At 62.7% G+C, this 12449-nt stretch carries 8 protein-coding genes and 2 rRNA genes (1 of these 10 running past the window's edge); 8 read left to right on the forward strand and 2 right to left on the reverse strand.

Annotated features, from left to right (window positions below; genetic code table 11):
- Positions 1 to 2158: ribosomal RNA gene (locus ECTHA_RS0109345) — 23S ribosomal RNA — on the forward strand (it extends 729 nt beyond the left edge of the window).
- Between the two features lie 109 nt (positions 2159 to 2267).
- Positions 2268 to 2383, forward strand: a 5S ribosomal RNA gene (gene rrf / locus ECTHA_RS0109350).
- Positions 2384 to 2512: 129 nt separating this feature from the next.
- Here the strand turns inward: rrf and uvrA are convergent.
- Complete coding sequence (gene uvrA, locus ECTHA_RS0109355; RefSeq protein WP_026623674.1) at positions 2513 to 5371, reverse strand: excinuclease ABC subunit UvrA; 2859 nt, start codon at positions 5369 to 5371, stop codon at positions 2513 to 2515.
- A gap of 213 nt (positions 5372 to 5584) precedes the next feature.
- On the opposite strand from uvrA, the gene ssb reads away from it, so the two are divergent.
- The 6 genes from ssb (at position 5585) to lnt (ending at position 11872) form a co-directional block, all read left to right on the forward strand.
- Positions 5585 to 6091, forward strand: coding sequence for a single-stranded DNA-binding protein (gene ssb / locus ECTHA_RS0109360; RefSeq protein ID WP_025282184.1), 507 nt, complete (start codon positions 5585 to 5587; stop codon positions 6089 to 6091).
- Between the two features lie 422 nt (positions 6092 to 6513).
- Positions 6514 to 7884: a tRNA (N6-isopentenyl adenosine(37)-C2)-methylthiotransferase MiaB gene (gene miaB, locus ECTHA_RS17845; RefSeq protein WP_025282183.1), complete on the forward strand. Its 1371-nt coding sequence runs from the start codon at positions 6514 to 6516 to the stop codon at positions 7882 to 7884.
- 51 nt (positions 7885 to 7935) lie between these two features.
- Entirely contained in the window at positions 7936 to 8949 is a 1014-nt protein-coding gene (locus ECTHA_RS0109370; RefSeq protein WP_025282182.1) for a PhoH family protein, read from the forward strand.
- Positions 8950 to 8951: 2 nt separating this feature from the next.
- Entirely contained in the window at positions 8952 to 9428 is a 477-nt protein-coding gene (gene ybeY, locus ECTHA_RS0109375; RefSeq protein ID WP_025282181.1) for an rRNA maturation RNase YbeY, read from the forward strand.
- Positions 9425 to 10297, forward strand: coding sequence for a CorC family transporter (locus ECTHA_RS0109380; protein ID WP_025282180.1), 873 nt, complete (start codon positions 9425 to 9427; stop codon positions 10295 to 10297). The genes ybeY and ECTHA_RS0109380 overlap by 4 nt, the downstream gene beginning before the upstream one ends.
- Positions 10298 to 10333: 36 nt before the next feature.
- A complete protein-coding gene (gene lnt, locus ECTHA_RS0109385; RefSeq protein ID WP_025282179.1) occupies positions 10334 to 11872 on the forward strand; it encodes an apolipoprotein N-acyltransferase in 1539 nt (512 codons plus the stop codon).
- Positions 11873 to 11902: 30 nt separating this feature from the next.
- Here the strand turns inward: lnt and ECTHA_RS0109390 are convergent, their stop codons facing one another.
- Positions 11903 to 12436 carry a zinc ribbon-containing protein gene (locus ECTHA_RS0109390; protein ID WP_025282178.1) on the reverse strand — a complete coding sequence of 178 codons (534 nt, stop codon included), beginning with the start codon at positions 12434 to 12436 and terminating at the stop codon, positions 11903 to 11905.
- Positions 12437 to 12449: the final 13 nt, after the last annotated feature.

The following is a 12449-nucleotide window of genomic DNA, read 5'->3' on the forward strand; positions in this document are numbered from 1 at the left end:
AATGTTGAAAAATTAGGGGATGAGCTGTGGATAGGAGTGAAAGGCTAATCAAGCCCGGAGATAGCTGGTTCTCCCCGAAAGCTATTTAGGTAGTGCCTCATGTATCACTCCTGGGGGTAGAGCACTGTTATGGCTAGGGGGCCATCCCGGCTTACCAAACCATTGCAAACTCCGAATACCAGGAAGTGCGAGCATGGGAGACACACGGCGGGAGCTAACTTTCGTCGTGGAGAGGGAAACAACCCAGACCGCCAGCTAAGGTCCCCAAATCATGGCTCAGTGGGAAACGATGTGGGAAGGCCCAGACAGCCAGGAGGTTGGCTTAGAAGCAGCCATCCTTTAAAGAAAGCGTAATAGCTCACTGGTCGAGTCGGCCCGCGCGGAAGATTCAACGGGGCTTAAGCCATGTACCGAAGCTGCGGATTTGACCTAATGGTCAAGTGGTAGGGGAGCGTTCTGTACGCCTGCGAAGGTGTGTCGTAAGGCATGCTGGAGGTATCAGAAGTGCGAATGCTGACATGAGTAACGATAAGATGGGTGAAAACCCCATCCGCCGAAAGCCCAAGGTTTCCTGCGCAACGTCAATCGGCGCAGGGTTAGTCGGCCCCTAAGGCGAGGCAGAAATGCGTAGTCGATGGGAAACAGGTTAATATTCCTGTACCGCTTCATACTGCGATGGGGGGACGGAGTAGGCTAGATCAGCCGGCAGTTGGTGTCCGGTTTAAACGTGTAGGGAGTGCTTCCAGGCAAATCCGGTGGCACAATTCTGAGACGTGATGACGAGCTCCCATGTGGAGCGAAGTGGTCGATGCCAAGCTTCCAAGAAAAGCCTCTAAGCTTCAGGTATGAAGTGACCGTACCCGAAACCGACACAGGTGGGCAGGGTGAGAATCCCAAGGCGCTTGAGAGAACTCGGGTGAAGGAACTAGGCAAAATGGTACCGTAACTTCGGGAGAAGGTACGCCTCTGGTGGTGAAGGGTCTTGCACCTGGAGCTGCTGGGGGCCGCAGAGACCAGGCCGCTGCGACTGTTTATTAAAAACACAGCACTCTGCAAACTCGAAAGAGGACGTATAGGGTGTGACGCCTGCCCGGTGCCGGAAGGTTAATTGATGGGGTTAGCGTAAGCGAAGCTCTTGATCGAAGCCCCGGTAAACGGCGGCCGTAACTATAACGGTCCTAAGGTAGCGAAATTCCTTGTCGGGTAAGTTCCGACCTGCACGAATGGCGTAACGATGGCGGCACTGTCTCCACCCGAGACTCAGTGAAATTGAAATCGCTGTGAAGATGCAGTGTACCCGCGGCTAGACGGAAAGACCCCGTGAACCTTTACTACAGCTTCACACTGAACTTTGAACCTGCTTGTGTAGGATAGGTGGGAGGCTTTGAAGCCGGAACGCTAGTTTCGGTGGAGCCAACCTTGAAATACCACCCTGGCATGTTTGGAGTTCTAACCTCGTCCTGTAATCCAGGACAGGGACCGTGTGTGGTGGGTAGTTTGACTGGGGCGGTCTCCTCCCAAAGAGTAACGGAGGAGCGCGAAGGTACCCTCAGCGCGGTCGGACATCGCGCAGTGCGTGCAAAGGCGTAAGGGTGCTTGACTGCGAGACAGACACGTCGAGCAGGTGCGAAAGCAGGTCTTAGTGATCCGGTGGTTCTGTATGGAAGGGCCATCGCTCAACGGATAAAAGGTACTCCGGGGATAACAGGCTGATACCGCCCAAGAGTCCATATCGACGGCGGTGTTTGGCACCTCGATGTCGGCTCATCACATCCTGGGGCTGAAGCAGGTCCCAAGGGTATGGCTGTTCGCCATTTAAAGTGGTACGCGAGCTGGGTTTAGAACGTCGTGAGACAGTTCGGTCCCTATCTGCCGTGGGCGTCGGAGATTTGAGAGGATCTGCTCCTAGTACGAGAGGACCGGAGTGGACGTACCTCTGGTGTTCCGGTTGTCACGCCAGTGGCATTGCCGGGTAGCTAAGTACGGACGGGATAACCGCTGAAAGCATCTAAGCGGGAAGCCTTCCTCAAGATGAGATCTCCCTGGGCACTTGATGCCCCTGAAGGGCCGTTGAAGACGACAACGTTGATAGGCGGGGTGTGAAAGCGCAGTAATGTGTGAAGCTAACCCGTACTAATTGCCCGTGAGGCTTGACCATATAACACCCAAGCAGTTTGAGGGTGTGCGGTCATCACAGCAACATGACAACACCTGGAACTTTCCTGAATTGGTGATCCCATTGATTGAAATGGATCACACCCAGTTTGCCTGGCGGCCATGGCGAGTAGGAACCACCCGATCCCATCTCGAACTCGGAAGTGAAACTGCTCAGCGCCGATGGTAGTGTGGGGCTTCCCCATGCGAGAGTAGGTCACTGCCAGGCTCTTATCCTGAAAACCCCGATCGGTCAAACGGTCGGGGTTTTTTTTTGCCCGGCGTTCGGGGTGGCTCAGGCGCCCGGCGCTGCCTTGATGGGCTGGGGGGCGCTGCGCGGGAGCGACTGGGACGGCCGCTAACCCCCGGTGGAGGAAACCGCTGGCGAATCGCTCATGCCTAGCATCGGTGCCAGGAATCTGCCCGTATGCGACACAGGCACTGCAGCGACCGCCTCCGGCGTCCCCGTGGCAATGATCTCGCCGCCGCCGGAGCCGCCTTCAGGGCCCAGGTCGATGAGCCAGTCGGCGGTCTTGATCACGTCCAGATTGTGCTCGATGACCACCACAGTGTTGCCGTGATCCCGAAGGCGATGCAGTACCTTGAGCAGTTGATCCACGTCCTCGAAGTGCAGGCCGGTGGTGGGTTCGTCCAGAATGTACAGGGTGCGGCCGGTGTCCCGTTTGGAGAGCTCCCGGGCCAGTTTCACCCGTTGGGCCTCGCCACCTGATAGGGTGGTGGCGTTCTGTCCCAGTTGGACGTAGGAGAGCCCCACGTCCATCAGTGTGTCCAGCTTGCGTTTGACCACCGGGACGGCTTCAAAGAAGTCCACGGCCTCTTCCACGGTCATCTCCAGCACTTCGTGGATGTTCTTGCCCTTGTAGCGCACATCCAGGGTTTCGCGGTTGTAGCGCTTGCCCCGGCAGATGTCGCAGGGCACGTAGACGTCGGGCAGGAAGTGCATTTCCACTTTGATGACGCCGTCTCCCTGGCAGGCCTCGCAGCGTCCACCGCGGACGTTGAATGAAAACCGGCCGGGGGCATAACCGCGGGAACGGGCCTCCTGTGTGCCCGCGAAGAGTTCGCGAATGGGGGTGAACAGGCCGGTATAGGTGGCCGGGTTGGAGCGCGGGGTGCGACCGATGGGGCTTTGGTCGATGTCCACCACCTTGTCCAGGTATTCCGCCCCCTCCACGCGCTCGTAGGGCGCCGGTTGTTCGCCCGCCTTGTTGATCCGCAAGGCCATGAGCCGATACAGGGTGTCGTTGATCAGGGTGGATTTCCCGGAGCCGGATACCCCGGTAACGCAGGTGAGCAGGCCTACCGGGACGTCCATGTCCACGTTTCGCAGGTTGTTGCCCCGGGCGCCGATGATGCGCAGCAGGCGCTCCGGGTCCACCGGGTGTCTTTGGGTCGGGACTTCAATGCGTCGGCGCCCGCTCAGATACTGACCCGTGAGGGACTGTTCTGTCTGGCTCACCTGTGCGGGTGTGCCCTGGGCCACCACGCGGCCTCCGTGGCGTCCGGCGCCCGGACCCATGTCCACCACGTGGTCGGCGCGCCGGATGGCGTCCTCGTCGTGTTCCACCACCAGGACGGTGTTGCCCAGGTCCCGCAGGTAGGTGAGGGTGTTGAGCAATCTTTCGTTATCCCGTTGGTGCAGTCCGATGGACGGTTCGTCCAGGATGTACATCACGCCCACCAGACCAGCACCGATCTGCGAGGCCAGGCGGATGCGCTGGGCCTCGCCTCCAGAGAGGGTGTCGGCGGAGCGGTCCAGGGTGAGGTAGTCCAGGCCCACGTTCACCAGGAAGTTCAAGCGCGCCACGATCTCCTTGACGATCTTGTCGGCGATCTGTCCCTGCTTGCCTGGCAGGGACAGTTCCGTGAAGAAACTGTGGGCATCGCCGATGGGAAGCGCGGTGATCTGGGGGAGGGTGCGGTCGTCCACGAAGACGTTGCGTGCGGCCTGGTTCAAGCGGGTGCCCTGGCAGGCGGGACAAGGATGCATGGACCGGTACTTGGCCAGTTCCTCCCGAACGGCGCTGGAATCGGTTTCCCGGTAGCGGCGCTGCAGATTGGGGATGATGCCCTCGAATGCATGTTCGGATCGGGAGCGGCGGCCCCGTTCGTTGGCGTACTCGAAATGGATCTTTTCCCGGCCGCTGCCGTGGAGCACCACCTGGCGGACTTCGTCGGGCAGTTCCTCGAACGGGGTTTCAATGTCAAAGCCGTAATGGGCCGCCAGGGACTGGATGAGCTGGAAGTAGTAGGCGTTGCGCCGGTCCCAGCCGCGCACGGCGCCGCCGGCCAGACTCAGTTCCGGATGAGCCACCACGCGCTCCGGGTCGAAGAACTGCTGCACGCCCAGCCCATCGCAGGTGGGGCAGGCGCCCACCGGGTTGTTGAAGGAGAACATGCGCGGCTCCATCTCCTGGATGGCATAGCCGCAATGGGCGCAGGCGAACTGGGAGGAGAACACCAGCGGTGCGCGTTTCGGGTCGTCCAGCCAGGCCACCAGGGCCAGGCCCTCGGAGAGGTTCAGGGCGGTTTCCAGGGACTCGGCCAGGCGCAGGCCGATGTCTTCTCTTACCCGGAACCGATCCACCACCACTTCGATGGTGTGCTTGCGCCGTGGCTCCAGGCTGGGCGGGTCGTCCAGTTCGATGAGTTCTCCATCAATCCGGGCCCGCAGATAGCCCTGGGCCCGCAAGCCTTCCAGCACGTTCAGGTGTTCGCCCTTGCGTTCCTGCACCACCGGGGCCAGCAGCATCAGTTTGTCGCCTTCCGGGAGCGCCAGGATCTGATCCACCATCTGACTCACCGTCTGTGCCTCCAGGGTGGTGCCATGCTCCGGGCAACGGGGCGTGCCGGCCCGGGCGAACAGCAGGCGCAGGTAGTCGTAGATCTCGGTGATGGTGCCCACGGTGGAACGCGGGTTGTGGGAGGTTGTCTTCTGTTCGATGGAAATGGCCGGGGAGAGCCCCTCGATGTGGTCCACATCCGGCTTTTCCATCATGGACAGGAACTGCCGCGCATAGGCCGACAGGGACTCCACATAGCGTCGCTGCCCCTCGGCGAACAGGGTGTCGAAGGCGAGCGAGGACTTGCCCGATCCGGACACGCCGGTGATGACGATGAGACGGTCTCGGGGAAGCACCAGGTCCACACTCTGAAGATTGTGGGTCCGGGCGCCGCGGATGATGATCTGTTCCATGGAGTGATCGCTTCGAGGGGGCGGAAGGAGTGGATCCACCCCAGTGACAGATTGCAGGCAAACGACTAATGTAACATGATCCCCGCCCCCCAAGCCGTCCCGGCACAGGGGATCCGTGGGTCGGGGAGTGCGTCCGGCATCACGGATGATCCGGGCATCAGGGAATGATTCGAATCGATTTGAAATGGACCCAATGAGGCGTTAGGAGCGAACATGGCAAGAGGTATCAATAAAGTCATCCTGGTGGGCAACCTGGGGAATGACCCGGAAGTGAAATACATGCCCAGTGGCTCGGCGGTGGCCAATGTGAGCATCGCCACCACGGATCGCTGGAAGGACAAGCAGAGCGGCGAGATGCAGGATCGCACCGAGTGGCACCGGGTGGTGTTCTTCGGTCGTCTGGCGGAGATCGCCGGGGAGTACCTGCGCAAGGGCTCCCAGGTGTATGTGGAGGGCCGTTTGCAAACGCGCAAATGGCAGACCCAGGACGGTCAGGATCGTTACAGCACCGAGATCGTGGCCAACGAGATGCAGATGCTCGGTGGCCGGGGTGGCAGTGGAGGCGGTAGCTCCAGTGGCTTCGATTCCAGCGGCGGCCAGTGGGACCAGAGCCCACCCCGTGACCAGGGCGGTCCCGGATCATCCGGGGGGCAGTCCTCGGGTCAACCGTCCGGCTCGCGCCCCGGGCCCAGTGATTTTGATGACGATATACCGTTCTAAATAGGACCTGACATGCCCCCTGTGGGAGCGGGCCTGCCCGCGAAAGCGGCGGCCCCAATCCCCCAAGCGCTGCTAACGCAGCGATTCGCGGGCAGGCCCGCTCCCACAAGGGTCGATCTGTCCCCACCGCTACCGGGCGGTCCCTCATGCCGGGCTGCCCCGCAGCTGGCGTTTTGGCGGGCCTTCTGAGACTGGATGCCTGTTCCAGGATGATGCCCCCGCAGATTTGAGTGCCCCTGATGAAGGGGCACTGTTTTGGTGGGGGCACCGTGGGAGCGGGCTTGCCCGCGAATGGCGGTGATGCCGGGCTTTTGGCCTGTGCCACCCGCATTCGCGGCCGGGGGGCGCTCCCACAACAGGCGGCACACGGCCGGGCCCCATCGGCCCGCGACATTCAGCCGGATCACGGTTAAAATCTTCCCATGACTCTCAAGATCCATATCCAGACCCACGGCTGCCAGATGAACGAGTATGACTCGGGCAAGATGGTGGACGTGCTGCGGGCTTCCCATGGGGCGGAGTTGACGGACGATCCTGCCTCGGCTGATCTGTTGCTGCTCAATACCTGCTCCATCCGCGAGAAGGCCCAGGAAAAGGTCTTTTCGCTGTTGGGCCGCTGGCGCCAGCTAAAGGACAGCCGCCCGGGCGTGCTGATCGGCGTGGGGGGCTGCGTGGCCAGTCAGGAAGGGGAGGTGCTGCGCGAGCGGGCGCCCTTCGTGGATCTGGTGTTCGGCCCCCAGACCTTGCATCGTCTTCCCGAAATGCTGGATCGCGCCCGCCGGGAGAAACAGCCGGTGGTGGATGTCTCCTTCCCCGAGATCGAGAAGTTCGACCGCCTGCCCGAGCCCCGGGCCGAGGGCCCCACGGCCTTTGTCTCGGTGATGGAGGGCTGCAGCAAGTACTGCACCTACTGCGTCGTGCCCTTCACCCGCGGCGAGGAGATCAGCCGGCCTTTCGATGATGTGCTGGCCGAGGTGGCGCAGCTGGCCGCCCAGGGGGTGCGGGAGGTGAATCTGCTGGGGCAGAACGTGAATGCCTATCGTGGCCCCATGCATGATGGCGAGATCGCCGACCTGGCCCTGCTGATCCACTATGTGGCGGCGGTGGACGGCATCGACCGCATCCGCTTCACCACCTCCCACCCGGTGGAGTTCTCCGACAGCCTCATCCAGGCCTTTGCCGATGTGCCCGAGCTGGCCAGCCACCTGCATCTGCCGGTGCAGAGTGGTTCGGATCGCATCCTGGCGGCCATGAAGCGCGGCCACACGGCCCTGGAATACAAGTCCCGCATCCGGCGGCTGCGGGAGGCACGCCCGGACCTGTCCCTGTCCTCGGATTTCATCGTGGGCTTTCCGGGTGAGACCGACACCGACTTCGAGGCCACCATGCGACTGATTGAGGACCTGGGGTTCGATCAGTCCTTCAGTTTCATCTACAGCCCTCGCCCGGGCACGCCGGCTGCCAATCTGGAGGACTCCGTACCCCTGGAGGTGAAGAAGGCGCGCCTGCAACGCCTGCAGGATCGCATCAACGCATCGGCGCGGGCCATCAGCGAGGCCATGGTGGGTTCGGTGGAAACCGTGCTGGTGGAGGGCCCGTCCCGCAAGGATCCGGCCTGCATGGCCGGTCGCACCGCCAATCACCGCATGGTCAACTTCCCCGGTGGCCCGGAGCTGTTGGGGCGTTTTGTCCCCGTGCGCATCACCCAGGCCATGAGCAACTCCCTGCGCGGTGAACTCGTGCGTGATCCCGCACACCCACGACCGACGCCCGTGGCGGCGAACGGCGCCTGATCCAGCTATACTTTTCAAGACACGCAACACGTCCAGTGGCCTGACCCGACCTTGACAGATCAACCTGCCGACCCCAAATCCGCGGCCCGACCCTCCTCTGTGGAGTTGTCGCTGGAGCCCGCTGACAACCTGCGCCTGGCCAATCTCTGTGGCCAGTTTGATGAACACCTTCGATTGCTGGAAAAGCGCCTGGGGGTGGAAATCAATAACCGGGGCGCCCGCTTCAATATCATTGGTGACACGGAGCCTGCCCAGGCCGGTGCCGAGGTGATTCGTGATCTATATCGCATCACTGCGGGCGAGGCCCTGACGCCCGAGCGGGTGCACCTGCACCTGCAGGAGTCTCAGGTGGACCTGCTCATGGAGCGCCGGGACAGTGCCGCCGACGAGGATGAGCCCGTCCTGCGCCTGCGCCGCGGCGTGATCCGGGGGCGCGGTGCCCATCAGATGCGTTATCTGCGCAACATCCGCACCCACGATCTCAATTTTGGCGTGGGTCCTGCGGGGACCGGCAAGACCTATCTGGCCGTGGCCGCTGCCTGCGAGGCTCTGGAGACGGACCGGGTGCGTCGCCTGGTGCTGGTGCGCCCGGCGGTGGAGGCGGGTGAACGCCTGGGATTCCTGCCGGGGGATCTGGCCCAGAAGATCGACCCCTATCTGCGTCCCATGTACGACGCGCTTTACGAGATGCTGGGATTCGAGAAGGTGGCCAAACTTCAGGAACGCAGCGTCATCGAGGTGGCCCCGCTGGCCTATATGCGCGGGCGCACGCTCAATGATGCCTTCGTGATCCTGGATGAAGCCCAGAACACCACACCGGAACAGATGAAGATGTTCCTCACCCGCATCGGCTTTGGCTCCACCGCCGTGGTCAACGGGGACGTGACGCAGACGGACCTTCCCCATCCCCGGCAGTCGGGTCTGCGCCATGGGGTGGAAATCCTCAAGGATGTGAAGGGCGTCAGCTTCACCTTCTTCACCGCCCGGGACGTGGTGCGCCATCCCCTGGTGCAGCGTATTGTCGAGGCCTATGACGCCGGAGATGCCGGCGGCCAGGGTGCCTGACCATGGACTCTCGGACCCAGGTCCAGTATGCGGTGCCTCGCCGGGGCATCCCCGCCCCCGTGTCCCTGAGCCGTTGGGTGGATCTGGCACGCCAGGGCGCCCCGGGTTCCGTGGTCATCCGGGTTGTGGACGAGCATGAGAGCGCCCAGCTCAATGGCGCCTATCGTGGCAAGCGGGGCCCCACCAATGTCCTGTCCTTCCCCTTCGAGGCGCCGGAAGGCATTCCGGTGGATCATCTGGGCGATCTGGTGATCTGCGCCCCTGTGGTGGCCCGCGAGGCCCGGGAGCAGGGCAAGGCGTCCCGCAGTCACTGGGCTCACATGGTGATCCACGGCGTCCTGCATCTGCGCGGTTACGACCATCTGGACGAGGCCGATGCACACGAGATGGAAACGATTGAAACATTGCTGATGGCAGAATGCGGTTATGACGACCCCTATTCCCTCCCTGACAACCCCTCTGAAACGACACCCTCATGAACACTGATCGATCTAGTCACCCCGGGACCCGCAGCTGGGTGGAGCGCTTCAGCCTCGCCCTCTCCTCGGAGCCCCGGGATCGTAGCCAGTTGGTGGAACTGCTGCGCAATGCCCACCAGCGCCAGATCATCGATCCGGATGCCCTGGGGATGCTTGAGGGCGTGATGCAGGTGGCCGACATGCAGGTGCGGGATATCATGATCCCGCGGGCACAGATGGATGTGGTGAACCGGGATGCCCGGCTTGATGAAATCGTGCCCTTTTTGGCGGAATCGGCCCATTCCCGCTTTCCCGTGATCGGTGATGACCGGGATGAAGTGGTGGGCATTTTGCTGGCCAAGGACATGCTGCGTTATTTCACCCCGGAGGGGGCGGAGGGTTTCGACATGCAGGACATCCTGCGCCCCGCCGTGTTCGTCCCAGAGGCCAAGCGGCTGAATATCCTGCTCAAGGAGTTTCGGAACAGCCGCAACCACATGGCCATCGTCGTGGACGAGTATGGTGGCGTGGCCGGACTGGTCACCATCGAGGATGTGCTGGAACAGATCGTCGGCGAGATCGATGACGAGCACGATATCGACGATTTTCTTACCCATATCCTGCGTCATACCAATGGCCGCTTCACCGTCAAGGCACTCACTCCCATCGAGGAGTTCAACGCCTATTTCAACACCCAGTACAGCGACGAGGCCTTCGACACCATCGGCGGTTTCATCGTCCATCGATTCGGGCATGTACCCAAGCGGGGCGAGGAGCTGGTATTCGATCGTTTCCACGTGCGCGTGCTGCGCGCCGATAACCGCCGTGTTCATCTGTTGGAGCTCAGCTACCGGGACATGCCCGCAGTTGAATCCGAAAACGCCTCCTGACTGCGGTCCCGCTGACGTTAAAGACCCCTCCCTCCCATGACTGCATCCGTTTCGGACCTCTCTCTGCCGCGGCGCATTGAGCAACACCCGCGCCTGGCGGCCCTGGTGGCCGCCCTGGCCGGTGTGCTGCAGGTGCTTGCCTTCGCACCTTTTGAAGTGCGTGCCCTGAGCATTCTGGCCCCCGCCATCCTCTTCATCCTCTGGGTGGGTGCCAGCCCGCGCCAGGCCGCCTGGCGGGGCTATGCCTTTGGGGTGGGCCTGTTTGGTGCGGGCGTCTACTGGGTGTATCACAGCCTGCACCTGTTCGGGGCGGCCATCGCGCCCCTGGCGGCCCTGATCACGGCGGGTTTCGTGCTGGCCCTGGCCCTGTTCCCGGCCTTCATGGGCTACCTGGTGGCGCGTTTGCGCGTGCGGATGCCCGGGCCCTGGGCATTGATCCTGCTGATGCCGGCCCTGTGGGTGCTGTTTGAATGGTGGCGGGGCTGGTTCCTCACCGGCTTCCCCTGGCTGCTGCTGGGGACGGCCCATCTGGACACCCAACTGGCTGGCTACGTGCCGGTGGTGGGTGTCTTTGGAGTGAGTGCGCTGGTGGCGGTGATGGCCGGCTGCCTGGCCTGGGGACTGATTCGCGGGCAACGGGCAGCACTGTGGGCCGGCGGTGTCATCCTGGCCCTGTGGCTGGGCGGTGCGCTGCTCTCCCAGGTGGAGTGGACGCGTCCCACCGGCCAGCCCCTCACCGCCAGTCTGCTCCAGGGCAACGTCGCCCAGGAGGAGAAACTGCTGCCGGAGCATCTGCCCCAGTCCATGGCCCTGTACGCCCAACTCACGGAGGAGGCCTTTGGCAGCGATTTGATCGTCTGGCCCGAGACCGCGGTACCCACCTTTCACCGCCGACTGGAGCCGGAATTTCTCGGCCCCCTGGCCCGGGCGGCGCGGGCCCAGGGCAGCACGATGATCACCGGCATCTTCACCTACGATCCGGAAACCGGGAACATGTACAACAGCATTGCCCGTCTGGATGGGGCAGGCGAGGCCGAGTTCTACCACAAGCGCAAACTGGTGCCCTTTGGTGAGTATCTGCCGTTGCGGGGCCTGCTCATGTGGCTGGACGACTTCATCGAACTGCCCATGGCGGACCTGTCCCGTGGGCACGGAGGCTGGACCCTGAAGGCGGCGGGGGTCATTCTGGGACCCTCCATCTGCTACGAGGATGCCTTTGGCTCGCAGATCATCCGCGCGCTGCCCCGGGCCCAGTTGCTGGTGAATGTGACCAACGACGCATGGTTCGGCGATTCCATCGCCCCTCATCAGCATCTCGAGATCGCCCGGGCCCGCAGCCTGGAAACGGGGCGTGAAATGCTGCGGGCCACCAACACGGGTATTTCAGCGGTCATCGACCATCGGGGCCGCATACGGGATCAGTCACCCCAGTTCGAGACCCATGTGCTGACCGGACACACACAACCCCGGGATGGGGCCACCCCCTACGTGATCTGGGGCAACTGGCCGGTGGTCCTGTGGGCTGTTGCCATGGTGGTGGCCCTGCCGCTGCTGGCCCGCCGTCGCACCACCTGAGCGACGGCCCTGGCTGCCCCGCCCGTCGCTTCAGCCCCGTACGCGGTGAAATTCGGTGGCGCGGCATTTGGGGCAGGGTGGGATGCGCCCGCTTTCGGTGAAGTGCAGCTCCTTGCCGCACTTGTCGCAGCGGAGCACACCCGGGCCAGCCACTTCACCGGTATGCCAGACGCCCACCACCCGGGCCTGGGCCTCCAGTTCTGCCAGTTCCACCCGGGTGCGATCGGCAATGGAGCCCAGCAGGTCCAGCAGCCGGGCCTCGATCAGTTGCAGGTCCATGCGGAACCATGTCTGGTAGTCGCGGCTGGACTCGGTCAGGTAGTCGCCCATGTCGTGCAGGTCCCGGCGGATGTAATCGGCCACCTCGTGCGCCTCTTCCCGAGTGATCTCCCCCAGGTCCACCGCCCGCTTGCGGGCATGCTGAATGGCCTGCTCCAGACTGGGCGCAGCCCGCTCCTCAGCCGTTTCCACGGCATGCTTCACCCGCTCCAGCATGGTGTCGTAGGCATGGGCCAGAGTGTCCTTCACCGGATGTTCTGATTTTTGCTGCTCTTGTTCGGCCATGGTTGTGCCCTCC

The organism is Ectothiorhodospira haloalkaliphila ATCC 51935 (assembly GCF_000633935.1).
Classification (GTDB): Bacteria; Pseudomonadota; Gammaproteobacteria; order Ectothiorhodospirales; family Ectothiorhodospiraceae; genus Ectothiorhodospira; species Ectothiorhodospira haloalkaliphila.

Excerpts from the sequence above, each read along its gene's own strand:
- uvrA (WP_026623674.1), bottom strand. The coding sequence starts at position 5,371 with ATGGAACAGATCATCATCCGCGGCGCCCGGACCCACAATCTTCAGAGT.
- ssb (WP_025282184.1), top strand. The coding sequence starts at position 5,585 with ATGGCAAGAGGTATCAATAAAGTCATCCTGGTGGGCAACCTGGGGAAT.
- miaB (WP_025282183.1), top strand. The coding sequence starts at position 6,514 with ATGACTCTCAAGATCCATATCCAGACCCACGGCTGCCAGATGAACGAG.
- ybeY (WP_025282181.1), top strand. The coding sequence starts at position 8,952 with ATGGACTCTCGGACCCAGGTCCAGTATGCGGTGCCTCGCCGGGGCATC.
- ECTHA_RS0109380 (WP_025282180.1), top strand. The coding sequence starts at position 9,425 with ATGAACACTGATCGATCTAGTCACCCCGGGACCCGCAGCTGGGTGGAG.
- lnt (WP_025282179.1), top strand. The coding sequence starts at position 10,334 with ATGACTGCATCCGTTTCGGACCTCTCTCTGCCGCGGCGCATTGAGCAA.
- ECTHA_RS0109390 (WP_025282178.1), bottom strand. The coding sequence starts at position 12,436 with ATGGCCGAACAAGAGCAGCAAAAATCAGAACATCCGGTGAAGGACACT.